Origin of the sequence: Rhizobium sp. BK661, assembly GCF_024808825.1 — a bacterium.
Lineage (GTDB): Bacteria > Pseudomonadota > Alphaproteobacteria > Rhizobiales > Rhizobiaceae > Rhizobium.
Window position 1 is genome coordinate 183,480 of sequence record NZ_JANTYT010000007.1, and the last position, 21,431, is coordinate 204,910.

Below are 21,431 nucleotides of genomic sequence, written 5' to 3' on the forward strand. Positions count from 1 at the left end.
CGGAAATAATGGGATAGCCGCCCAGTTAGTGTGCTCGGTGCGGCTGTTCGGCTTACGTGAACTGACCTCCCAGCATTGCAGAGAACAGCCCACAGTACCCCGACTGACAAAACGGAGAGTGTTGGATGCCAGGCCCGTCGCCATCGCAGCAGCGTTCAGCGCTAGGATCTTTGGTGTTAATTGCTGCCGTGGTCGCCTTTGGCGCCGGCGCTTTTGCGTACACAGCCGGGTGGCTTTCCCCGGGTCGCCTTACCTCCACAAAGCTTGTCAGTGCCTTGGCGCCTCCCGGCGGACCCGCTCTTGGCCATCGGCGAAATCACGCGAAGGGTGTCTGCTTCACTGGCGTATTCGAAGCGAACGGCAATGGTGTCGCGCTGTCGCGGGCGACCGTATTCGCGGCGGGACAATATCCGGTCGTGGGGCGCTTCAACCTGGCGACACCCGACCCGAACGCGGCCGATCCCACCGTTAGGGTGCGCGGGCTCGGCGTGCAGATTTCGACACCAGACGGGGAGGTCTGGCGGATGGCGATGATCGATCCGCCGGTCTTTGCCGTGTCCACGCCGCAGGGATTCTATGAGCTGCTGCAGGCGGCCGGGAGCAAGGATCCCGCGGCAATGAAAACGTTCGTGGGGGCTCATCCGGAGTTCGCCGCGTTCGGCGAATGGGCAACGAAGGCTCCCTGGACTGCCAGCTACGCGGAAGTAACCTTCAACGGCCTCAATGCATTCATTTTCACGGATGGCGCGGGCAATGAGCACGCCGTTCGCTGGTCATTGCGGGCAGACGCGCAAGCGATGCCGATCACGAGCGAGGATTTTGCCAAGCTCGGTCCCAATCACTTGGAGGACGAGATTGCCGAACGCGTCGCGACGTCGCCGCAACGCTGGACGCTCGTGCTGACGGTCGCCGAGCCATCCGATCCGACGTCCGATCCGACAAAGGCCTGGCCGCCGGAGCGACGGACCGTTGAACCCGGTACGCTGGTCGTGCAGAAAATCGAGCCGGAGGCCGACGGCCCATGTCGAGACATCAATTTCGATCCGACCATTCTGCCTGATGGCATCAAGGTTTCCGACGATCCGTTCCCGGCAGCCCGCTCCGCTGCCTATGCCAAATCCTTCGATCTGCGCACCTCGGAAGCAAGCCATTATCCCCGAACAGCAGCGAGCGTAAAGCCATGACGGGCACGAACACGCACTTCAGCACCCTCCAGCGTCTGTTGCATTGGGTGATGGCGATCGGCATCCTGACAATGCTCTTCATCGGTGTCGGGATGGTGTCCACCATCGGGCGGCAATACGTGCCGTTGCTGGTGACACACAAGACGCTGGGCATTGCCATTCTCGTTCTTGCGTTGGTTCGCCTTGTGGTTCGCTTCATATCGGGGGCTCCGGCTTTGCCTGCCGATCTACCGGAGCCGATGAAGCTTGCGGCGTATCTATCTCATGTCGCGTTGTATGCGCTGATGATCGGTATGCCTTTGATCGGCTGGGCCATGATGTCGGCGGCCGGCTACCCCATCGTGCTGTACGGCGGGTTGCGGCTTCCGGCGATCGTGCCGCAGAGCGACAGCCTTCATGCGCTTCTTTGGGGCGCGCATTTCTATCTGGCCTTTGCCTTCTTCGCTCTCGTCTTGATGCACCTTGCGGCGGCGCTCTTTCACGGGCTCGTGCGTCGCGATGGCGTCCTTCAGACGATGCTGCCGGGCAAATAACGGCGGCGTGCGCCAGGAGTCGCCGCGATGTGAGGCTATCAATGAAACATTGAGATCGGGCGAGGTGTGTCTATATGGGCGGGCTGAAAGGATACGGCCATGGCCCAAAATATGTACGACAAGCCTGAATTCTTTGAAGGATACAGCCAGCTTTCGCGCTCGCTCCACGGGCTCGATGGCGCGGCGGAGTGGGAGTCCATCCAGACGGTGCTGCCGGCTTTGTCAGGCAAGCGCGTCGTCGATCTCGGTTGCGGCTTCGGCTGGTTTGCCCGCTACGCTGCGGGGCAGGGTGCAAGAAGCGTCCTCGGCTTTGACATCTCGGAGCGAATGATCGATCGGGCCAAACGGGAGACCGTCGACTCCACCGTTCGTTACGAGATCGCCGACCTCGAAACGCTCGAATTGCCACCGGCATCATTCGATCTCGCTTACAGTTCCTTGGCATTTCACTACATCGAGGATTTCAGCCGCTTGGCCGCCACCATCCACAGCGCGCTTGTGTCGGGTGGCGATTTCGTCTTCACGATCGAGCATCCGATCTATATGGCGCCGGCCAATCCCGGCTGGACGGCGGATCGCGAGGGGCGGCGGATCTGGCCGCTTGATGGCTATTCACGCGAAGGCAAGCGCACAACGGACTGGCTCGCAAAGGGCGTCGTGAAGTATCACCGTACGCTTGGAACCACCCTCAACACCCTGATCGCAAATGGCTTTTCGATCCGCCACGTCGAGGAATGGCGGCCGGGCGACGAGCAGCTTCGCGATCATCCCGAGTGGGCTGAAGAGATGGATAGGCCGATGTTCCTGCTGATCGCTGTGCAACGTTGAGGACGGCAAGACAGGCGCTTGGCTATGTGCTAGTGCAGGGCATCGGGAAACATCACAAGAAGGGCATTCAATGACCTCGCAATTCCTCTCCCACCTCCGCACCGAACTCGCCGCACTGAAGGATGCCGGGCTTTACAAGTCCGAGCGTGTCATCACGTCAAAGCAGGCGGGCGAGATCGCCGTTGCGTCCGGCGAGCGGGTGCTGAACTTCTGCGCCAACAACTATCTCGGGCTCGCCGACAACGAGGAACTTGCCGACGCCGGGAAGAAGGCGCTCGACCGCTATGGCTATGGCATGGCCTCGGTACGCTTCATCTGCGGTACGCAGGAGGAGCACAAGCAGCTCGAGGCGCGTATTTCCTCCTTCCTCGGCATGGAGGACACGATCCTCTATTCCTCCTGTTTCGACGCCAATGGCGGTCTCTTCGAGACACTGCTCGGCGAGGAGGATGCGATCATCTCCGACGCGTTGAACCACGCCTCGATCATCGATGGCGTGCGACTCTCCAAAGCCAAGCGCTTCCGTTATGCCAACAATGACATGAAGGCGTTGGAAGAAGAGCTGAAGAAGGCCGAGGGCAGTCGCTTCAAGCTGATTGCCACCGATGGCGTCTTCTCGATGGACGGCATCATCGCCAACCTGCAGGGCGTCTGCGACCTCGCCGAGAAGTATGGCGCGATGGTCATGGTCGATGATAGCCACGCCGTTGGCTTCGTCGGCAAGCATGGACGTGGCTCTCCAGAGCATTGCGGTGTCGAGGGGCGGATCGACATCATCACCGGCACGCTCGGGAAGGCGCTTGGGGGGGCTTCCGGCGGCTATACCTCGGCAAAGGCCGAAACCATCGACTGGTTGAGGCAGCGGTCGCGACCCTATCTGTTCTCGAACACGCTGGCGCCGGTCATTGCTGCTGCGTCACTGAAGGTCTTCGATCTCATCGAGAACGGCGATGCGCTGCGCGAAAGGTTGGCGGCCAATGCGGCACTGTTCCGCTCCGAAATGACGAAGCTTGGCTTTACGCTGGCTGGTGAGGGGCATCCGATCATTCCTGTCATGCTTGGCGACGCCAAGCTGGCTCAGGATATGGCGGCACTGATGTTGAAGAAGGGCGTCTATGTGATCGGCTTCTCCTTCCCTGTCGTGCCGAAGGGACAGGCGCGCATCCGCACGCAGATGTCGGCCGCACATTCACGCGCGGATGTCGAGCGGACGATCGCGGCATTTGCCGAGGCCGGTCGTGAACTTGGAGTCATTTGAAGGGTTTCGGAGAGTAAGATCATGTCGAATATGATGAAGGCGCTGGTGAAGGCGAAGCCGGAGGTCGGGCTTTGGATGGAGCATGTCCCGGTTCCCGAAGTCGGGCCGAACGACGTGCTGATCAAGGTGAAAAAGTCAGCGATCTGCGGCACGGATGTCCATATCTGGAACTGGGATCAGTGGGCGCAGAAGACCATTCCGGTGCCGATGGTCGTCGGCCACGAATTCTGCGGCGAGATCGCTCAGATCGGCTCTGCGGTAACGAAATATCGTGTGGGCGAGCGCGTCTCCGGCGAGGGACATATCGTCTGCGGCAAGTGCCGCAACTGCCGCGCAGGCAGGGGACATCTCTGCCGCAACACCCTCGGAGTCGGCGTCAACCGTCCCGGTTCCTTCGGAGAGTTCGTCTGTATTCCGGAAGCGAACGTCGTGCCGATCCCGGACGACATTCCGGATGAGATCGCCGCGATCTTCGATCCGTTCGGGAATGCCGTCCACACGGCCCTTTCCTTCGACCTCGTCGGTGAGGATGTCCTGGTTACCGGGGCGGGGCCGATCGGCATCATGGGCGCGCTGGTCGCCAAGCGTTCGGGCGCCCGCAAGGTGGTCATTACAGACATCAATCCGCATCGGCTGGATCTCGCCCGCAAGCTCGGCATCGACTATGTCGTCGACGCATCAAAGGAGAACCTCACCGACGTGATGAAGTCGATCGGAATGACCGAGGGCTTCGATGTCGGCTTGGAGATGTCGGGAGCCGCACCGGCCTTCCGCGACATGATCGACAAGATGAACAATGGTGGCAAGATCGCCATCCTCGGCATTGCGCCCGCCGGCTTCGAGATCGACTGGAACAAAGTCATCTTCAAGATGCTTAACCTGAAGGGCATCTACGGCCGCGAGATGTTCGAGACCTGGTACAAGATGATCGCTTTCGTGCAGGGCGGGCTGGATTTGTCGCCCGTCATCACGCACCGGATCGGAATTGATGACTTCCGGGAGGGGTTCGAGGCGATGCGCTCCGGCAACTCCGGCAAGGTGGTTATGGATTGGAATTGAGGAGGTTCGATGCTCTACGAAGGAAGCTGCCATTGCGGTAAGATCGAATTTGAAGTGGAGGGGGAGTTGACCTCCGCCCTCGACTGCAATTGTTCGCTTTGCCGACGGCGTGGGGGACTGTTGGCCTTCGTGCCGCGCGACAAGTTCACGCTGAAAACGCCGCGCGAGGACCTGTCGACCTATACGTTCAACACGCATACGATCCAACACCGCTTCTGCGGCACGTGCGGCATCGCTCCCTTCGCGGAAGCGCAAATGCCGAATGGCGCCGAGATGGCCTGCATCAACGTCCGCTGCATTCCCGTGGTCGATCTGGCAAGTCTTGAGATTCAACATTGGGATGGGCAGTCTCACTAAGCTTTGGCGTGGCGCAAACAACTAGCGGCGGGCATGACGAATCTTGGGGCAACTTTGCCGTTCAAGAAGAATGTTGGCTGCTCTTGTCTTCTTGCGGTGACATCCTATCTATGCTTGGCAATCGCTTGAGCGGTTCCGGGCCTGTGGATAAGGCTTTTTCCGGGTTTTCTGAGGCTTTTTTTCTGGAAAAGCTTGACGAGAACAAAAAATATGGGAATCACCGTTCGACTTGGAAAGCGGTGAACTGGGTCAAGGGCGGATCGCACAACCATGGCCGGACATTCGATGACTTTTAAGCTCTGTCGTCCGGCGCCGGCAATCGTGGTTAATCAGGCATTAAATCTCATCCCGTTAGGTGAGAGTTGGTGATTCGAGACGGTCGTTTGCGGCGTATCGGCTGCGTGCGGCCGTTCACTGCGGCGAGTTTGAATAGCGTCAGGAAGGCGACGACATAAATGGCAACCAAGGTCAAAGAGAACGAAGAAGCGGAAGTCGAACGCGACGGCGGCACCGACGGCCCTCTTCTTGATCTTTCCGATGACGCGGTCAAGAAGATGATCAAGGCCGCGAAGAAGCGCGGCTATGTGACGATGGACGAGCTTAACGCCGTCCTGCCGTCCGAAGAGGTAACCTCCGAGCAGATCGAAGACACGATGTCGATGCTGTCGGATATGGGCATCAACGTCATTGAGGACGAAGAAGCCGAGGAAGCCACTGCCAGCAGCGACGACGATGATTCCGGCTCCGACGATGAGAGCGAAGGCGGCGAACTCGCGCCTTCCGGCGGCACCGCCCTTGCTACCGCCAAGAAGAAGGAACCGACCGATCGCACCGACGATCCGGTTCGTATGTATCTGCGCGAAATGGGCTCGGTGGAGCTTCTGTCGCGTGAAGGCGAAATTGCGATCGCCAAGCGTATCGAGGCCGGCCGCGAAACGATGATCGGTGGTCTCTGTGAGAGCCCGCTAACATTCCAGGCGCTGATCATCTGGCGCGACGAACTCAACGAAGGCACGACGCTGCTTCGCGAGATCATCGACCTCGAAACGACCTATTCCGGTCCGGAAGCGAAGGCTGCACCGCAGTTCCAGAGCCCCGAGAAGATTGAGGCCGACCGCAAGGCGGCCGAAGAGAAGGAAAAGACGCGCCGCGTCCGTTCCGGCGACGACGACATCACCAATGTCGGCGGCGAGGGCCTGCCTCCGGAAGAGGAAGAAGAAGACGAAGACGAGTCCAACCTGTCGCTGGCCGCCATGGAAGCGGAACTGCGCCCGCAGGTCATGGAAACGCTCGACATCATCGCCGAGACTTACAAGAAGCTGCGCAAGCTTCAGGACCAGCAGGTCGAGCAGCGGCTTGCCGCCACCGGCACGCTGTCTTCCGCCCAGGAGCGTCGCTACAAGGAGCTCAAGGATGAGCTCATCAAGGCCGTCAAGTCTCTGTCGCTGAACCAGAACCGCATCGACGCGCTCGTCGAGCAGCTCTACGACATCAACAAGCGCCTCGTTCAGAACGAAGGTCGCCTGCTGCGTCTGGCTGAATCCTACGGCGTCAAGCGCGACTCGTTCCTCGAACAGTACCAGGGCGCCGAGCTCGATCCGAACTGGATGAAGTCGATCGGCAATCTGGCGGCGCGCGGCTGGAAGGAATTCGCCAAGGGCGAAAACACCACGATCCGCGACATCCGCCAGGAGATCCAGAACCTCGCAACGGAAACCGGTATCTCGATTTCGGAATTCCGCCGCATCGTGCACATGGTGCAGAAGGGCGAGCGCGAGGCGCGCATCGCCAAGAAGGAAATGGTCGAGGCGAACCTTCGTCTCGTTATCTCCATTGCCAAGAAGTACACGAACCGCGGTCTGCAGTTCCTCGACCTCATTCAGGAAGGCAACATCGGCCTGATGAAGGCGGTCGACAAGTTCGAATACCGTCGCGGCTACAAGTTCTCGACCTACGCGACGTGGTGGATTCGTCAGGCGATTACCCGCTCGATCGCCGACCAGGCCCGCACTATCCGTATTCCGGTGCACATGATCGAAACGATCAACAAGATCGTCCGTACATCGCGCCAGATGCTGCACGAGATCGGTCGCGAGCCGACCCCGGAAGAGCTGGCTGAAAAGCTTGCCATGCCGCTCGAAAAGGTCCGCAAGGTCCTGAAGATCGCCAAGGAGCCGATCTCGCTCGAAACGCCTGTCGGTGACGAAGAAGATTCGCACCTCGGCGATTTCATCGAGGACAAGAACGCGCTGCTGCCGATCGACGCCGCCATCCAGGCGAACCTGCGCGAGACGACCACCCGAGTTCTGGCATCGCTGACGCCGCGCGAAGAACGCGTCCTGCGCATGCGCTTCGGCATCGGCATGAATACCGACCATACGCTTGAGGAAGTCGGCCAGCAGTTCTCGGTGACCCGCGAACGCATCCGTCAGATCGAGGCGAAGGCGCTGCGCAAGCTGAAGCATCCGAGCCGCTCCAGAAAGCTCCGCAGCTTCCTGGACAGCTAAGCTTCCACCTTCGATAAGAAACATCCGAGAGCCGGGCCTTGTGCCCGGCTTTTGCTTTTCGCTGGCTGCGGTGTTCCTTGTTGTCGAATGGGGACAGGAGTAAGGTATCGGCCACGGGGGAAGGGACCGACCACAGCGCATGAGCGAGGGTCGCCATAGCCTGTTGCGAGACCAAGACCCTCCGTCGGGAGGTGCGCAATGACCACTTACATCGTGCTTATCAACTGGACGGATCAAGGCATTCGCAATGTTCGCGACTCGGCAAAGCGCCTGGACGCGGCCAAGAGGCTGCTCGGTGATATGGGTGGCTCGTTCCAGCAGTTCTTCCTGACCTTGGGCGATCACGACATGGTTGCCGTCTGCGATGCGCCTGACGATGCCGTGATGGCGCGCTTCGGTCTGTCGCTCGGGATGGCGGGCAATGTGCGCACCAAGACGTTGAAGGCATTTCCGGAGGCTGCCTATCGCGAGATCATAGGCTCGCTCGGATAGTTCTGCGGTTCCTCTTGGAGAGGGCGATTGCTGGCAATCATGTGGACGATGTGCCGTGCGCGCACGGTTGTGCTCGTGTACGTGAGGCTTTTTTGTTTTACGGCTTGATGATGCCTTCTTAAAAGGTCACATCGGTAGCGTGGCGCAGGGCATCGTTCGCAGGCATGCAGCAGGTTTCGACAAAGAAATGGGGAGCATTCGGCTGGGGCATTTTCGCCTCGGTGCTTTTGCACGTTGCCGTCGTCGCCTTCTTCCTCGTGAAGTTGCCTTTGCCTGCTCCTCAGCCGGAAGAAGAAACAGTCAGCGTCGACCTCGTGCCTCCACCGGAGGAAAAGAAACCCGAGGAGAAACCTCCCGAACTGAAGGTACCGGAACAGCCAAAGCCCGAGGAGAAAAAGCCGGAGGAGAAAAAGGCAGAGGAAAAACCGACCGAGAAGCCCGCGGAACCGCCGAAGGAAGAAAAGGCCGAACAACCGCCTCCGCCACCACCACCGCCGCCTCCGCCTGAACAGGCAAAGGCGCCGGAAAAGAAGCCGCCGGAAGAGAAACCGCCCGAAGCAGCTGCAAAGGATGCCGAGTCCGAGGAACCGGCCGGCAAGGGGCAGCCTATGCCGGTGCTGCGCCCGGTAACGGAATTTGGCGACAAGGATACCGGACCGAAAAAATCGACCGAGGGAGACGCATCCGTCACGGGTCTGAAATCGGATACGGCGAAGCTTTCACCGGAGCCCAAACCGGCACCCCCGGAGGATCAGGCGAGGCCGGAGGAAACGGCAGATGCGGCCAAGGCCCCCGAAAGCAAGGAGCCTCCTGCCACTCCGGTTCCGCAGGATGTCGAACTGCCCCAGATCGACTTGGCGGATAGTCATGCCGAGAAGAACGGCCCTGCATCAGGAGCCGAGAACGAAGCCAAAACGAGTTTCGAGCTTGCAAAGCCGCCCAAGGCAACAAAGCCCGATGCGACCGCAACCGCCCAGGCGGACAAGCCCGTCGAATTGACGGAGGCGAAGACGCTGTTTTCGCAGAGTATGACGAACGATCCGGTGGCAAGAACCGCCATGGGAGATATGCCACGCGGTGCCCGCGTGGCGGAACTGTGCAGCACGGAGCTTAAGCAGCAGTTGATACACGGATCTCCAGCATATCGACCGGAAATCCTGCCATCCTACAGTCTTAAGAAGGGTACGATCCTTCAAGCCAGCAATGCGTTTCGGGCATCTGGTCGGTGGTATGATGTCAGCTTCCGTTGCGAGGTGGACGACGGGGCGACAAAGGTTAAATCCTTCAGCTTTGCTGTGGGAAATCCCGTTCCGAAGAGCGAGTGGAAGAGTCGTGGGCTTCCAAGCTTCTAGCTGCCGGAAAGGCCGCTACAGAACTGGCACCAGTTCGGCACAAGACAACCGGAATAGCCTCGTCTCATCGCCACATGTCGGTGGCGCGGGAAAGGACAATGAGATGTCGAACGAAATCGAGCGCTTCTTTGAACTGCAGGACGAGGCGACGAAGGCCGCCTTTGTCGAGAACCGTGGCGACGAGCTCACCGACATCCTGGTCGCAGCGCTTGAGGATGTATTTGTGATTCTCGGCGGCGGCGATTCTCTCGACACAATCCATTGATCCGCCAAGCCGATCAATCGCTGCCGTAACACCCTGAACCCAGCGAATTTTCTTTGCATTGTTTTGAGCAACCTGGGCTGGCATTATGCGGCATCACGTCCGGAGCGAATGCATGGCCCGCAGTCAGTTTCGCATGTTCAAGTCAGCAATTTCCGGTGTCGAGGCCGTGGCTGCTGATAGCAGCCAGAGTTTTGCACGGCACACGCACGAGCAGTTTGGCATCGGGCTGGTCTCGTCGGGCGCACAGAAATCTCTGAGCGGACGGGGGATGGTCGAGGCGGGTGCCGGCGATATCATCACCGTCAATCCGAACGAAGTGCATGATGGCATGCCGATCGGCGAGGGGAGATCCTGGCGAATCCTCTACTTCGATCCTGAGATAGTCGCGACCAACGTGTCCGATCTCACGGAGGGACGGCGATCTGCTGTCGAGATAGAACACCCTGTACTGCACGACAAAACGATCGCCGCGCAGTTCGAGGCGGCGTTTGCACTCGTGGTAAGTACAGGCGAGCATCGGCTACAGCGGGAGGAAGCTCTTCTCGTACTCATCGCACATGTGATGTCGGAGGCCGTCGCAAATGATGCGCAGGCGGCGCCGCGGGCCATCCGGATCGCGCAGGAGATAATTGACTGCGATCCGACTGCGGCTATCTCTCTGTCCGACTTGGCCCGCGCCAGCCAGCTCAGCCGGTTCCAGGTGCTGCGTGGTTTTGCCAAGGCGACCGGCATGACGCCACATGCCTATCTCGTCCAGCGCCGCATCCATCTTGCCCGGCGTCTGATCGCCGGCGGTGTAGCGTTGGCGGAGGCGGCCCTTGCCAGTGGCTTTGCCGACCAAAGCCACATGACTCGCGTTTTCGTCCGGAAGTACGGGGTCTCTCCGCGCACCTATGCCAACGCCGTCGCCTGACTGCACTGCAATTTCATACAAGATCGCCCGGCGGTTTTCGTCTTTCCTCTGCGCAAACAGGAGAGGGCGATGCAGCGACACTTGCAGGGTTATGTCTATCTGACGTTGGCGATGATGACGGTTGGCAGCACCGTCGTTGCAAGCCGCGTCATTGCGTCAGGCATGCCGCCGTTCACAGCGACGGCCCTTCGCTTCGCCGTTGCTTTCCCGTTCTTTTTGCTGTTGATGCGCCTGACCGGAATGCGCCTCCCAAGCCTACCGTCTCGCGATTGGATCATCCTCCTCGTTCAGGCTGGTGCGGGCAGCGTTGGCTACACGACCCTGCTGATTTCGGGCCTGAGGTTGACTGCTGCCGCCGACGCCGGCGTCATCATCGGAACGCTGCCTGTGGTCGCCGGGGCGCTTTCCATTGTCGTCCTGCGTGAGAGGCCACATTCGTCGATGGTGCTGGCGATTGCGTTGGCGACGGCAGGAGTTCTCTTTATCGCCATTTCGCCCGATGCTGGAGAGGGATCGCTGTTTGGCAATATGTTGGTATTCGGTGCCGTCATCTGCGAAAGCCTATTCATTCTCCTCAACAAGAAGCTCAGCACAAAGGTTCCGGCGCTGACACAGTCGGCGGTGATGACGGGACTTGGATTTATTGTGGCGATGGTCGCGGCCTTGGTGACGGAGGGCGTTCCGGGCGAATTTCCCGCGGGCGCAATGTGGGCGGTGATCTATTACGCGCTTGTGCCGACCGTTGCCGGCTTTGTTCTCTGGTACGCGGGAGCGGAGCGTGTCAGCGGAATTGAAGCTTCGCTTTTCACGGCAGTCGCACCGGTCTCCGCGCTCTTGATGGCATTCGTCCTGCTCGGTGAGCCTTTGCATTTCCGTCAGATCGCCGGCGTTGTCTGCGTGCTCGCGGCAGTCCTGGGCCTTGGCTTGTTTCGGCGGCGCGAGATGAAGGCAGAATAGCAATGCGGTGCTACGGCATTATCAATGCTGGAAGAGAGCGCGATAATCCCGTGGGGTCATGCCTTTCAGCGCTCGGAACTGCCTGTTGAAGTTCGCGAGCGAGCCATAGCCGGCCGCGTCGGCGACAACAGCGATGGGCTGCGTCGTGCCCGACAGGCGAGCGCAAGCATCGCCAATCCTGATATGGATGAGGTAGTCGGAAATCGTCTTGCCCGTGTGTTTGAGGAAGAGCCGATGGAGCCCGGAAAGGCTGAGGGCCGCGATATCGGCGAGTTCGGCAAGAGCGATGGGCCTGCCATAATTCATGTGAATGTGGTTCAGCAGCCGATCGATCCGCTCGCGATTCTCGCCGGCTGTTTCGCGCGGCGGCGATGTCGTTGCCAACGGCTGCGATGATGTATCCCCGGATAGTTGGTGCAGAATAGCGAGCAGGGTGAAGAGGCGTTCGGTCGGCGCAGCAACGAACAGGCTTTCGTACAGCGGACGAATCGCGATTGCGGCGCCGTGGCTGAACTGGAGCCCCCGATCGGCGCGGGCAAGCATGGCCTCGATGGCGCGGAGCTCGACAGAGGTCTGCGCCAGCCGTTGCGTCCAATCGGGATGAAACCACGTAACCAGTGCTACATGCGGCGCGGATGGAGCGATCTTCTCCCGCGAGGACCATGTGTGTGGCAGGTTCGGACCAACCAGCACGAGGTCACCATCGTCATACTCCCCGACATGATCGCCAATGAAGCGCTGGCCTCGCGAGTTCAGCGTCAGGGTCAATTCGAACTCGGGATGATGATGCCACTGGAAGGGAATGGAATCGTCCAGACGCCTATTCAGGCGGCTAAGAGAGCTCTCCGGTTCTTGTATCAGTTTTTCGAGATATGGCCTCATCCGGCGCCCGCATTTTTCATGACGCCAGAATAGTATCAGTATTTGCCAAGCCGCGACAACATCCGACTATCTGGCTTGGTATTCTTCGTCATCACCTGTGGAACAGGGATTGGCTCGATGGAGGATAAATATGCAGCAGTCACTCAAGCGGGACGCGCACCCGACAACGTCAACGACGACGACGCAACTCAAGGATATCAAGAAGATGTTGCCGCTTCGCGTGCTATCGGAGGCGGACTGGCAACATTGGATTACGAAAGGTTATGTCATCGTTCGCCAGGCCGTCCCTGCGGCGAATGTCGAGCGGCTTGTCGAAGTGCTCTGGCGTTTTGACGAGAAGGACCCGAACGACGCATCCACCTGGTATGCGCCGCAGCGCCGTGAGCACAAGATGAAAGAGCTCAACAACACCGGCATGCTGGAAATCTATAATCACCAGGCGCTGTGGGATAACCGTATGGAGCCGCGCGTCTACGGCGCCTTCGTCGATATCTGGGACCGGGAAGATCTGTGGGTGACCATCGATCGCGCCAATCTCAATCCGCCAAAGCAAGTCAAAGGCAATCCGAACGGCTTCATTCATTGGGACGTCGACACCTCGATCCGGCCGTTGCCGATCGGCGTGCAGGGCGTGCTCAGCCTGAAGAAGCAGGATGGCGATGTCGGTGGGTTCCAGTGTGTTCCAGAGCTCTTTCAGCATTTCGAGGAATGGGAGAAGACGCAGCCGGCAGACCGCGACCCCATGCACCCTGATATGACCGGACTGTCGATCGTCAATATCGACATGGAGCCGGGAGATTTGATGATCTTCAATTCGCTGCTCGCGCATGGCGTGCGACCGAACCACTCGGCCGATCGAGTCCGGATGGCCCAATATATCTCAATGCATCCCGCAGAGCACGACGACGTCGGCGAGCGGGACGAGCGCATCCGCCTGTGGCGCGAACGTGACCACCCTAAGCGTGACGCCTTTCCCGGTGATCCGCGCGAATGGGAGAGATACAATACGGCGACGGCAGAGCTTTCGCCGCTTGGACGCAAGCTGCTTGGGCTAGAACGCTGGTAGTTCCGAAATACGCGGAAGCTGAGCACGGCTCCTGCAATCTGATACAGCGGCTCCTATATCTGGTTTCTGGCCGAAAGGAGCTGCTGATGTCCGCACACCCCATGAAAGTCCCAGGTCCCGATCACCCGATTACCGTCAGGCCTAATCCAGCCCGCGTCGTCGTGAAGCTGCGTGGGCAGGTTATTGCCGATAGCCGCAAAGCCTTAACACTGAAGGAAGCCTCTTATCCTGCCGTGCTGTACGTACCGCGTGCCGATGTCGACATGGCGCTTCTCACTCGAAGTGATCACCACACCTATTGCCCCTACAAGGGGGAAGCATCGTATTTCAACATCATGATGGGTGAAGAAGATTTCGCGAATGCGATCTGGACCTATGAAAGTCCGTACGCGGCGGTCAGCGAGATCAAGGATCATCTCGCCTTCTATCCCGATCGGGTCGATTCAATCGAGGAGTTGCCGGGCTGATGCCGCGGAAGTGCGGTGGCATGCTTGGGAGGAGAAAAACAAGGACGGTCCGGCAGGGAAACCGGACCAGTCCCCGTAACTGATCGGAGGTCAATCGGATCAGAAAACGCGATACACACGGCGCCCAAGGTTGATCCAGGGCGCCGGGATTTTTTGGATTAGAACGCGCGCTGCAGGCGGAAGAAGCCCTTCGTCACTTCGTCAGCGTCATCCGGGTCGGTATAGTCGACAGTCGCCTTGGCATAGAGGTTGTCTACGATCTGGTAGTCGACGGTGATGCCGACCTTCCATGCGTCGCCCAGGCCGTCGAACGAGTGCGGGATAGCGCCGTTATCCGTGTCCGTAGCGTAGTTGCCGAAGTACTGAGCCATCGGGGTAACCGTCCACTTGTCGGTTGCCTTTATCGCGTATTCTGCAGCAACGGTCCATTCCGACTGAGCGTAGTAAGAGTTCGGACCAGACGCGTAGACAGCCGCCAAGCCGAGCGTGCCGGGGCCGATATCAGCGAAGATCATGCCGCGGACAGCACCTTCTTCGTTGTCAGTGTCATAGCCGCCAATAACCTGGTAGCTGACGACGCCAGCCTTGCCGCCGATGCCGAACGCAACGCCGACGTTGTTCGGGTTCTCACCGTCCTTGTAGTAGCCGTCCTCCAGCTCGTCTACGCTGATGCCGGCGTAGAAGTCGCCGTTTTCATACTGGTAGCGGATGGAGTTGTGCAGGGTTTCGAAGCTCGACAGAACGTCAGGCTCGCCCGAAAGATCGTCATCCCACCAGCTGTAGAACAGACCAGCGCGGAAGCCGGCGATGTCGATGTAGGCCGAGTCCAGGGTCGAGTTGGTCGACGTGTTGTCGCCGTTGTTGCGGAGAACGATTACGCCGGTGAGCGGACCGTATTCCGTGTCGCTCTTGGCGGTGAACTGAACCTGAGCGCGCGTACGGGCGTTCCAGTCCGAGGTACCCTTCTGATCCGGGCCGCCGTAAACTTCAAAACGCAGGTAACCGCTGACCTTGAGGCAGGTTTCGGTGCCCGGGATGTAGAAGTAACCTGTGCCGTACGCGTCGCAGACGCGGACGTATTCAACCGGCTCGGGTTCAGCTGCGACGATTGCATCAGCAGCGAAGACCGGCGTGGACCCAGCAGCAAACGCTGCGGCGGAGGTCAACAAAGCCATCCGTATGTTCATTTGAAATCCATTTCCTTTTCGACTGAACAGCCGCCATGGGAGATGGGGCCGTTCCGATAGTTTGCCTTTCGGCTGGCGGATCAGCGAACCGCTGAAGCCTTAATTTCATCCTTGATTAAATCTATCAATTCTCCCGGTATCAAAATGCCTCCTTGTGACGGTTCTTTGGTATTCTGTGTGGTTTTTATGTAACAATATCAAATACATAGGCGAAAAATCACACTGCACCGCAGTGCTGCGGGCATTGGGACGGCTAAGACTGTTTTCGGAGGCTCATAAGGAGCGCGTCTGGCGCCACCATTGCAATGGCGCCAAAGAAAATCTCCCCGCAGATAATCCCGCCATTCTCCCAATTGAAGGGCAGGGATTGGAACGCAGTGTTCCAAATTTGGAACGAAAACTTCTGTAGGGCGGTTGGCATTACCCGCCGCGAGCGGTAATCGGTAGCGATCGCAGGCCTATCGCTTTATGGAAAGAGGTTCCCCGATGCTCAACGCAGAGGGTGTTTTTCAGGATCTGAACGATTTCGTCTATTTTGCCGCAGTTGTTCGCCACAACGGTTTCTCCGCCGCGGGGCGGGTACTCAGCATGCCGAAATCCAAGCTCAGCCGGCACATCACTGCGCTCGAGACGCGGCTTGGAGTCAGGCTGCTGGAGCGGACTGTCAATCGGTTCCGGGTGACGGAAGTCGAGCGTGCTTTTTACAATCACTGTGAAAATATGCTGCGTGAAGCGGATCGAGCGGCGAAGGCGATCAACGATGCCACGGGAGAGCCGCAGGGACAGATCCGCATAAGTGTGCCACACGGATTGCTGGATGGTGCGCTTGGCACCATGATCCCGGAGTTTCTCAATCGATACCCCAAAGTTCAGCTGCAGATATTCACAACGGATCGACGGGTCGATATCATTGACGAGCGCCTCGACCTTGCTGTTCGCGCACAATTGACCGAGGAGACCGATTCTGAGCTGACGATGCGTGTGCTTAGCAAGGTGGATCTGATCCTTGTTGCTAACCAGAAGGTTGCAAGCTCGCTGCCGTCGATCGAAGGCATCGACTGTCTCGTCGATGCGCCAACGGTATCGTTTGCCGGACCGCTCACGGAATGGCAGGACTTGGATATATGGGAATTCACTGGACCCGACGGCACCCGGTACCGGCACCAGCACAAACCGCGCATGAGCTGCCGCAGCGTCTCCGCAGTGCTTGAGGCTATCTATGCCGGCGTAGGGGTCGGGCTCTTGCCAGACCACATTTGCGCCGAAGGAATACGCGACGGCCGGCTGGTTCGCCTTCTGCCAGATCATCAGATGTCCCAGGCGACGATCTATCTCGTCTTCACTGCATCGCGAGGACTGCCGACGGCTGTTCGGGCGCTCGTGGACTTTCTCGTGGAACAATTTCGCACGCTGCGCGTCACCACGCAGTGCCAGGAAGCCGAGATGCAAGCGCAATTGAAGGATCGGATACCGCTTTTCGCGCTTTCCGGAGGTCAGCCCGCATAGGCCTCGTCGAGCGTCGCGACATCGATCTTCACCATCTGCATCATCGCGGCCTGCACGCGCATGGCTTTTTCGCTGTCCGCATCGTTGAGATAGCGCATCAGCGCATCGGGGATGATCTGCCAGGAGAGGCCGAAGCGGTCCTTCAGCCAGCCGCACTGCTGCGGCTTGCCGCCATCGAGGAGCCTTTCCCAGTAGTAGTCGACCTCGGCTTGGTCCTTGCAGCGGACGAAGAATGAGATGGCTTCGGTGAACTTGAACTGAGGGCCGCCGTTCAGTCCCATGAACTGCTGGCCCTCCAGGTCGAACGTGGCGGCGAATGCCCTACCGTCCGGGCCTCGCTTCACCTGCGGATCCACGGTGCTCTTGAATACCGCGCTATAGAAGCTGATGGCTTCATCGAGCTGGTTGTCGAACCAAAGGAAAGGCGTGATCTTCTGCATCGGTTGTCCTCCTGGGCGTTTAATCTGTGGCAAGGACGCCAAAAGAGGAGAGTTGCCGACAATCGAAGGCGAATTATTCCCGATGGGAAGTTGGCCGCACATCCTTGCCTGTCGTCGATCCCGCCTAGTTTTCTTTCGAAGAGGGATGTCGGTCCAAGCCAACTCCGTTCGTCCTTGGACGTGCAACAACGCAAAGGGAGTAAAACATGTCCTATGTCGATGGGTTCGTCGTGGCCGTGCCGCAGAAGAACATCGAGGCCTACAAAGCCTTTTCAGCCACAACCGGCGCTGTCTGGAAGGCCCATGGTGCCAAGGAATATGTGGAATGCATCGCCGACGATGTCCCCTACGGTGAACTGACCTCGTTTCCCCGGGCGGTTCAGGCGGCCGACGATGAGGTCGTGGTCTTTTCCTGGATCGTTTACGGCTCACGCCAGGAGCGAGATGAAATCATGACGAAGGTGATGGCAGACCCCCGTCTGCAAGGCGACGAGTGGAAGTCGATCTTCGACGGCAAGCGCATGATCTTCGGCGGGTTTGTTCCCTTCCTGCAGCTTTGAGCGGCGCGGGAAACCTGCATTGACATGAGGGCAGCGCGACGCCACGTCTCATAAGAGAGACGCAAGCGGAATCGTGGCTATGGCTCAGAAGATCATCAGCATTTCCACCAGAGGCCAGGGCCTTTACGAGTTTACTGCGGAAGCGGCGTCCTTCGTTCGCGCTAACGGCGCGGCCGAAGGGCTGCTGACCGTTTTCGTGCGCCACACGTCTTGCTCTTTGCTCATCCAGGAAAATGCGGATCCAGATGTTCGGACAGACCTCGATGCGTTCTTCCGCCGATTGGTGCCGCCGAGCAGCGACCCGTCGATGCGTTGGATCGTTCATACGACCGAGGGACCCGACGATATGCCCGCGCATATCAAGGCCGCCTTGACGCAGGTTTCCATCGGTATTCCCATGATCGGCGGTCGGTTGGCACTCGGCACCTGGCATGGGATTTACCTGTTCGAACATCGCGACAGACCGCACCGACGCGAGATCGTGCTGCATCTGAGCGCCTGAACCGGAACTGAACGGAAGGTTCGAAGATCATTCATTTTCAGATAGTTATGGTCTGCACAATCCCAAACGGGAGATGCAAAAAAGAGCGTTTAGAGAGTAGTATGATGACCCATTTTCTCGCCAAGGCTTCGTTTGCGGCCCTTATCGCATTGGCTTCAATTCCTTTCACGGCACCGAACGCCTCGGCTTCCGAATGGGGACGTCCGCCGGTCGCCAGTGTCCAATATCGTCCCGTCTACGCCTGCTCGTCCGTGCAGGCCGTTCAGAAGGCGCGCTGGGCAGGGGTGCGCTATGCGCGCGTCACCAATGTCACTCCGCGCCGGGTTGTCGTCTCCGGCCGGAATTACCGGGGCTGGGACCAGATGGTGTTCGCCAACGTTCGTGGTTGCCCGCTGATCCGCCGCTAAATCGCTTCGTCCACAATGGTGGCCCCCGCTTGCCTTGGCGACGCCATTTTCAGCCTGCTTTGTGCGAATCGCATATGACTGCGAAAATCCGGAAAGGTTGGACCTGAGCTTTTCCGGCAAGAGTGTATCGAATGGGACGGTCGTTTCCGTGCCCTGATGGAGAATTTTCGATGATGCAATTTCTGGCCAAGGCCGGCCTCGCGACTCTGCTCGCTGCCGGCACGGTTGCCGGAGCGGTTGCGCCGGCTTCCGCCCAGGTAGATGTCTACATTGGCAGCGGTCGTCCGCCACCGCCTCCCGGCTACTACCGCCCGCCACCGCCTGACTACAATCGCCCGCCGCCACGTCCGCGCGGCTGCGACCCGCGGCTTGCTGAAGATATCGCACGCGACTACGGCTTCCGCCGTGCCCGTGTGGTCGACGTGACGCCACGCCGTGTGATCGTGACAGGCTGGACGCGTCGCGGTGCTGACGAAATCAGCTTCGGCAACGTCCGTGGCTGCCCGGTCCTGCGTTAACGGTTGCCGTCGCCAAACTCTGACGAAATAGAACCGCCTTTGCCAACGGTCTTTCCGACCTAGGCAAGGGCGGTTTTTTTAGGCGTGGGAGACCGCGTGGGAGCCGCTCTGTGCCGGCCGTTCTGCGTGGTCAGTCTCTTCCGCCGAGGTTGCAAGCGGCGCCTGGCTGTCAGCCGAAACGACGGCCCGTGGCAGCGGAGTGCCGCGCTTCTTTTCACGTGCCAGCGTCAACAAGCCGGAACAGACGATGAGAACGATACCGGCAGCCATCGGCAGGTCGATGCTGTCGTCGAAGATCAGATATCCGAACGCGATTGCCCACAGCATCTGACTGTACTGAGGTGGGGCAACGAGGTTGGCCGGCGCCAGCCGGGCGGCGGTCATCAGCATCACGTTGCCAGCCGCGCCGAGAAGGCCGTAGCTTGCAATGAACAGCCATTGGCGTGGTGTCGGCACGACCATCTCGGACAGCATCATGATGCCGCTGACGGCGATCGTACCGAGCAGTGCCGCACCGTATAGCGACAGGCGCTTTTCGGCTGGCCCCATCTTACGCATCACGACAATCGAGATTGCAGCAACGAGACCGCCGATCGCCGCGGCCAGGTGACCGGCGGACAGTTCGCGGAAGCCCGGTCGCAGCACGACCAGAACGCCGAAGAAGCCGACGATGACAGCAGCCCAGCGCTGCCAGCGGACATCTTCCCTGAGGAAGATTACCGACAGGATGGTCACGAACGACGGCAGGAGAAACAGCAAGCAGAAGGCCTCGGCCATCGGCAGCTTCGTAAACGTGATGATCGACGCGATCGCACCTATCGCGCCGCAGGCGAACCTCAGTAGCCATAGAGGGCGGTTCGTGCTTCTGACAATATCGAACCAGGAGTCGCCCCTTCCTTTGATAAACGGCAGGGCAGCACCGCCGAAGAGCGCGCCGATAAAAGCGATCTGGTAAGCTGGCACGCCGCCATGCAGGAGCTTGATCGATGCATCGCTGAAGGCAAACACGGCATATGCACCAAACGCGACGAGAACACCGCGCAGTGCAGAGGAGGGGGCTGTCATGAGTCAGATTCGTCCGGAAGAGGGTCTTGCAATCTTTACGGATTGCTGACGGCAAAGCGACAGCCGATTGCGAATAGCTGCCATGCACAATCGCTGGCCAGCGTTCGCCGGACCTTAGGTTACATATATCTCTAATGGGCTCTGCGATCGCCTCCGGAGGAAATCCGCGAGCAGCGGCTGTTGGCCTTTCAGAATCTTTCGCTCGGCATCCGACAATGTGAACCATTCGGCCCGGTCGACTTCCGGAAACTCCGCCATCACCCCAGAGCGCGGCGGCCACTCCATCCGAAAGTTATTGCTGGCCACCGCTTCCAGGTCGATGTCGGCCTCAACGGCCCAGGCAGCAACAATCTTGCCACCGGGTTGCTTGTAGTCACCGAGATGATGAAAGCTGCCTTCGACTTCAATCCCGAGTTCTTCGCGGGCTTCACGCCTTGCTGCGTCCAGTTCATCTTCGTCTTCGTTGACGAGGCCCTTGGGGATCGACCAGGCGCCTATATCCTTCTTGGCCCAATAGGGTCCCCCCGGGTGGACCAGGAGGACCTCGTAGTCATCATCATGGAGGCGGTAGATCAACAGACCTGCACTTCGCTTCGCCATATCGACTGCATCCTTCGCTTATCGGGAGGAGCGCTGGGCGGGGAGCCCAGCGCGCTGTCTCAATTCGGAGTCTGGCGAAGCGCCGCGCCGTAGTCGCGGTAAACGCTCAGGCAATCGGTATAGCTAAGCGAGCCGTTGTCGCCGTAAATGACATGGGCGCTGGATGCGCTGGTCGCCGCTTCTTCCGATACGAAGAGGATCGCCTCGCCAAGCGATTTTCCCATGATCGGCTCCTCGGTGCCGTCTTCCTGCATGATGCCTTCAATAATTGCGGCGATCTGGCGGTGGCTAAAGACCGCCCGTCTGTCTTCCGGTGTCATCGTTCTTACCTCTGCGTGAAATCAATGCATCTATCTGCCCAGCCGAAGCGGTTCATGACTTCCTGCGCAGCCGTGGTCGAGTTGGCTGCTCCGCTTGTCGGAATGCCCTAACAATGAGGGGCGGCAGGCGCTTTACCTAACCGTCCGTATCGCCGTGCGCGCAAACCGCAGCTGCCGGCCGACTTAAGTCGCGATCCGCAATAGGT

26 protein-coding genes are annotated in these 21,431 nt (G+C 59.3%); 20 read left to right on the forward strand and 6 right to left on the reverse strand.

Going from position 1 to position 21,431, the window contains the following annotated elements; translation table 11 throughout:
• The first annotated feature begins 125 nt into the window (after positions 1-125).
• The 13 genes from FHX16_RS17005 (at position 126) to FHX16_RS17065 (ending at position 11,705) form a co-directional block, all read left to right on the forward strand.
• On the forward strand, positions 126-1,184 hold the full coding sequence (locus tag FHX16_RS17005; RefSeq protein WP_183861094.1) for a catalase family peroxidase: 1,059 nt from the start codon (positions 126-128) through the stop codon (positions 1,182-1,184).
• On the forward strand, positions 1,181-1,717 hold the full coding sequence (locus FHX16_RS17010; protein ID WP_183861092.1) for a cytochrome b: 537 nt from the start codon (positions 1,181-1,183) through the stop codon (positions 1,715-1,717). Before FHX16_RS17005 ends, FHX16_RS17010 begins: the two co-directional genes overlap by 4 nt.
• A gap of 99 nt (positions 1,718-1,816) precedes the next feature.
• Positions 1,817-2,545 (forward strand): bifunctional 2-polyprenyl-6-hydroxyphenol methylase/3-demethylubiquinol 3-O-methyltransferase UbiG, encoded by a 729-nt coding sequence (locus FHX16_RS17015; protein WP_183861090.1) that lies wholly within the window; start codon positions 1,817-1,819, stop codon positions 2,543-2,545.
• Between the two features lie 70 nt (positions 2,546-2,615).
• Positions 2,616-3,803, forward strand: coding sequence for a glycine C-acetyltransferase (locus tag FHX16_RS17020; RefSeq protein WP_183754385.1), 1,188 nt, complete (start codon positions 2,616-2,618; stop codon positions 3,801-3,803).
• 21 nt (positions 3,804-3,824) lie between these two features.
• On the forward strand, positions 3,825-4,862 hold the full coding sequence (tdh, locus tag FHX16_RS17025; protein ID WP_019279927.1) for an L-threonine 3-dehydrogenase: 1,038 nt from the start codon (positions 3,825-3,827) through the stop codon (positions 4,860-4,862).
• 9 nt (positions 4,863-4,871) lie between these two features.
• A complete protein-coding gene (locus tag FHX16_RS17030; RefSeq protein WP_183861088.1) occupies positions 4,872-5,219 on the forward strand; it encodes a GFA family protein in 348 nt (115 codons plus the stop codon).
• Positions 5,198-5,515: a hypothetical protein gene (locus FHX16_RS17035; RefSeq protein ID WP_183861086.1), complete on the forward strand. Its 318-nt coding sequence runs from the start codon at positions 5,198-5,200 to the stop codon at positions 5,513-5,515. Before FHX16_RS17030 ends, FHX16_RS17035 begins: the two co-directional genes overlap by 22 nt.
• A gap of 159 nt (positions 5,516-5,674) precedes the next feature.
• Positions 5,675-7,726 carry an RNA polymerase sigma factor RpoD gene (gene rpoD, locus FHX16_RS17040; protein WP_016554629.1) on the forward strand — a complete coding sequence of 684 codons (2,052 nt, stop codon included), beginning with the start codon at positions 5,675-5,677 and terminating at the stop codon, positions 7,724-7,726.
• A 198-nt stretch (positions 7,727-7,924) separates the two neighbouring features.
• A complete protein-coding gene (locus FHX16_RS17045; protein ID WP_183861084.1) occupies positions 7,925-8,218 on the forward strand; it encodes a GYD domain-containing protein in 294 nt (97 codons plus the stop codon).
• A 164-nt stretch (positions 8,219-8,382) separates the two neighbouring features.
• Positions 8,383-9,570 (forward strand): DUF930 domain-containing protein, encoded by a 1,188-nt coding sequence (locus FHX16_RS17050; RefSeq protein ID WP_183861082.1) that lies wholly within the window; start codon positions 8,383-8,385, stop codon positions 9,568-9,570.
• Positions 9,571-9,673: 103 nt separating this feature from the next.
• A complete protein-coding gene (locus tag FHX16_RS17055) occupies positions 9,674-9,835 on the forward strand; it encodes a hypothetical protein (RefSeq protein ID WP_183861080.1) in 162 nt (53 codons plus the stop codon).
• A gap of 112 nt (positions 9,836-9,947) precedes the next feature.
• On the forward strand, positions 9,948-10,748 hold the full coding sequence (locus FHX16_RS17060; RefSeq protein WP_259129479.1) for an AraC family transcriptional regulator: 801 nt from the start codon (positions 9,948-9,950) through the stop codon (positions 10,746-10,748).
• 69 nt (positions 10,749-10,817) lie between these two features.
• A complete protein-coding gene (locus tag FHX16_RS17065) occupies positions 10,818-11,705 on the forward strand; it encodes a DMT family transporter (protein ID WP_183861078.1) in 888 nt (295 codons plus the stop codon).
• 21 nt (positions 11,706-11,726) lie between these two features.
• Here FHX16_RS17065 and FHX16_RS17070 read toward each other — a convergent pair whose 3' ends face one another.
• Positions 11,727-12,587, reverse strand: a complete 861-nt coding sequence (locus FHX16_RS17070) for an AraC family transcriptional regulator (RefSeq protein WP_183861076.1) — start codon at positions 12,585-12,587, stop codon at positions 11,727-11,729.
• Between the two features lie 130 nt (positions 12,588-12,717).
• On the opposite strand from FHX16_RS17070, the gene FHX16_RS17075 reads away from it, so the two are divergent.
• Together FHX16_RS17075 and FHX16_RS17080 are read left to right on the forward strand one after the other, a co-directional pair.
• Positions 12,718-13,653 (forward strand): phytanoyl-CoA dioxygenase family protein, encoded by a 936-nt coding sequence (locus tag FHX16_RS17075; protein WP_183861074.1) that lies wholly within the window; start codon positions 12,718-12,720, stop codon positions 13,651-13,653.
• A gap of 86 nt (positions 13,654-13,739) precedes the next feature.
• Entirely contained in the window at positions 13,740-14,120 is a 381-nt protein-coding gene (locus tag FHX16_RS17080; RefSeq protein ID WP_183754399.1) for a DUF427 domain-containing protein, read from the forward strand.
• Positions 14,121-14,278: 158 nt separating this feature from the next.
• Here FHX16_RS17080 and FHX16_RS17085 read toward each other — a convergent pair whose 3' ends face one another.
• A complete protein-coding gene (locus FHX16_RS17085) occupies positions 14,279-15,307 on the reverse strand; it encodes a porin (protein ID WP_183861072.1) in 1,029 nt (342 codons plus the stop codon).
• Between the two features lie 486 nt (positions 15,308-15,793).
• Here FHX16_RS17085 and FHX16_RS17090 point away from each other — a divergent pair, with 486 nt between their 5' ends.
• A complete protein-coding gene (locus tag FHX16_RS17090; RefSeq protein WP_259129480.1) occupies positions 15,794-16,813 on the forward strand; it encodes a LysR substrate-binding domain-containing protein in 1,020 nt (339 codons plus the stop codon).
• Here FHX16_RS17090 and FHX16_RS17095 read toward each other — a convergent pair.
• Positions 16,801-17,253 (reverse strand): VOC family protein, encoded by a 453-nt coding sequence (locus tag FHX16_RS17095; protein ID WP_183861062.1) that lies wholly within the window; start codon positions 17,251-17,253, stop codon positions 16,801-16,803. The genes FHX16_RS17090 and FHX16_RS17095 overlap by 13 nt on opposite strands.
• A gap of 206 nt (positions 17,254-17,459) precedes the next feature.
• Between FHX16_RS17095 and FHX16_RS17100 the strand changes: the two genes are divergently transcribed.
• From FHX16_RS17100 to FHX16_RS17115, 4 genes are all read left to right on the forward strand, one after another.
• A complete protein-coding gene (locus FHX16_RS17100; protein WP_016554617.1) occupies positions 17,460-17,813 on the forward strand; it encodes a DUF1428 domain-containing protein in 354 nt (117 codons plus the stop codon).
• A 79-nt stretch (positions 17,814-17,892) separates the two neighbouring features.
• Positions 17,893-18,315 (forward strand): secondary thiamine-phosphate synthase enzyme YjbQ, encoded by a 423-nt coding sequence (locus tag FHX16_RS17105; protein ID WP_259129483.1) that lies wholly within the window; start codon positions 17,893-17,895, stop codon positions 18,313-18,315.
• Between the two features lie 104 nt (positions 18,316-18,419).
• Entirely contained in the window at positions 18,420-18,722 is a 303-nt protein-coding gene (locus FHX16_RS17110; RefSeq protein WP_183861418.1) for a hypothetical protein, read from the forward strand.
• A 170-nt stretch (positions 18,723-18,892) separates the two neighbouring features.
• Positions 18,893-19,240, forward strand: coding sequence for a hypothetical protein (locus tag FHX16_RS17115; protein ID WP_183754408.1), 348 nt, complete (start codon positions 18,893-18,895; stop codon positions 19,238-19,240).
• Between the two features lie 78 nt (positions 19,241-19,318).
• Here FHX16_RS17115 and FHX16_RS17120 read toward each other — a convergent pair whose 3' ends face one another.
• The 3 genes from FHX16_RS17120 to FHX16_RS17130 all read right to left on the reverse strand — a co-directional run bounded on the left by FHX16_RS17120 (position 19,319) and on the right by FHX16_RS17130 (position 21,225).
• Complete coding sequence (locus FHX16_RS17120; RefSeq protein WP_259129484.1) at positions 19,319-20,305, reverse strand: DMT family transporter; 987 nt, start codon at positions 20,303-20,305, stop codon at positions 19,319-19,321.
• Between the two features lie 114 nt (positions 20,306-20,419).
• Entirely contained in the window at positions 20,420-20,905 is a 486-nt protein-coding gene (locus FHX16_RS17125) for an NUDIX domain-containing protein (RefSeq protein WP_183861056.1), read from the reverse strand.
• A 59-nt stretch (positions 20,906-20,964) separates the two neighbouring features.
• Positions 20,965-21,225 carry a hypothetical protein gene (locus tag FHX16_RS17130; protein WP_016554611.1) on the reverse strand — a complete coding sequence of 87 codons (261 nt, stop codon included), beginning with the start codon at positions 21,223-21,225 and terminating at the stop codon, positions 20,965-20,967.
• Positions 21,226-21,431: the final 206 nt, after the last annotated feature.

Excerpts from the sequence above, each read along its gene's own strand:
- FHX16_RS17030 (WP_183861088.1), top strand. The coding sequence starts at position 4,872 with ATGCTCTACGAAGGAAGCTGCCATTGCGGTAAGATCGAATTTGAAGTG.
- FHX16_RS17110 (WP_183861418.1), top strand. The coding sequence starts at position 18,420 with ATGACCCATTTTCTCGCCAAGGCTTCGTTTGCGGCCCTTATCGCATTG.
- FHX16_RS17015 (WP_183861090.1), top strand. The coding sequence starts at position 1,817 with ATGGCCCAAAATATGTACGACAAGCCTGAATTCTTTGAAGGATACAGC.
- FHX16_RS17050 (WP_183861082.1), top strand. The coding sequence starts at position 8,383 with ATGCAGCAGGTTTCGACAAAGAAATGGGGAGCATTCGGCTGGGGCATT.
- rpoD (WP_016554629.1), top strand. The coding sequence starts at position 5,675 with ATGGCAACCAAGGTCAAAGAGAACGAAGAAGCGGAAGTCGAACGCGAC.
- FHX16_RS17005 (WP_183861094.1), top strand. The coding sequence starts at position 126 with ATGCCAGGCCCGTCGCCATCGCAGCAGCGTTCAGCGCTAGGATCTTTG.
- FHX16_RS17055 (WP_183861080.1), top strand. The coding sequence starts at position 9,674 with ATGTCGAACGAAATCGAGCGCTTCTTTGAACTGCAGGACGAGGCGACG.
- FHX16_RS17095 (WP_183861062.1), bottom strand. The coding sequence starts at position 17,253 with ATGCAGAAGATCACGCCTTTCCTTTGGTTCGACAACCAGCTCGATGAA.
- FHX16_RS17085 (WP_183861072.1), bottom strand. The coding sequence starts at position 15,307 with ATGAACATACGGATGGCTTTGTTGACCTCCGCCGCAGCGTTTGCTGCT.
- FHX16_RS17045 (WP_183861084.1), top strand. The coding sequence starts at position 7,925 with ATGACCACTTACATCGTGCTTATCAACTGGACGGATCAAGGCATTCGC.
- FHX16_RS17130 (WP_016554611.1), bottom strand. The coding sequence starts at position 21,225 with ATGACACCGGAAGACAGACGGGCGGTCTTTAGCCACCGCCAGATCGCC.
- tdh (WP_019279927.1), top strand. The coding sequence starts at position 3,825 with ATGTCGAATATGATGAAGGCGCTGGTGAAGGCGAAGCCGGAGGTCGGG.
- FHX16_RS17020 (WP_183754385.1), top strand. The coding sequence starts at position 2,616 with ATGACCTCGCAATTCCTCTCCCACCTCCGCACCGAACTCGCCGCACTG.
- FHX16_RS17100 (WP_016554617.1), top strand. The coding sequence starts at position 17,460 with ATGTCCTATGTCGATGGGTTCGTCGTGGCCGTGCCGCAGAAGAACATC.
- FHX16_RS17125 (WP_183861056.1), bottom strand. The coding sequence starts at position 20,905 with ATGGCGAAGCGAAGTGCAGGTCTGTTGATCTACCGCCTCCATGATGAT.
- FHX16_RS17105 (WP_259129483.1), top strand. The coding sequence starts at position 17,893 with ATGGCTCAGAAGATCATCAGCATTTCCACCAGAGGCCAGGGCCTTTAC.
- FHX16_RS17080 (WP_183754399.1), top strand. The coding sequence starts at position 13,740 with ATGTCCGCACACCCCATGAAAGTCCCAGGTCCCGATCACCCGATTACC.
- FHX16_RS17070 (WP_183861076.1), bottom strand. The coding sequence starts at position 12,587 with ATGAGGCCATATCTCGAAAAACTGATACAAGAACCGGAGAGCTCTCTT.
- FHX16_RS17010 (WP_183861092.1), top strand. The coding sequence starts at position 1,181 with ATGACGGGCACGAACACGCACTTCAGCACCCTCCAGCGTCTGTTGCAT.
- FHX16_RS17115 (WP_183754408.1), top strand. The coding sequence starts at position 18,893 with ATGATGCAATTTCTGGCCAAGGCCGGCCTCGCGACTCTGCTCGCTGCC.
- FHX16_RS17120 (WP_259129484.1), bottom strand. The coding sequence starts at position 20,305 with ATGACAGCCCCCTCCTCTGCACTGCGCGGTGTTCTCGTCGCGTTTGGT.
- FHX16_RS17065 (WP_183861078.1), top strand. The coding sequence starts at position 10,818 with ATGCAGCGACACTTGCAGGGTTATGTCTATCTGACGTTGGCGATGATG.
- FHX16_RS17090 (WP_259129480.1), top strand. The coding sequence starts at position 15,794 with ATGCTCAACGCAGAGGGTGTTTTTCAGGATCTGAACGATTTCGTCTAT.
- FHX16_RS17060 (WP_259129479.1), top strand. The coding sequence starts at position 9,948 with ATGGCCCGCAGTCAGTTTCGCATGTTCAAGTCAGCAATTTCCGGTGTC.
- FHX16_RS17075 (WP_183861074.1), top strand. The coding sequence starts at position 12,718 with ATGCAGCAGTCACTCAAGCGGGACGCGCACCCGACAACGTCAACGACG.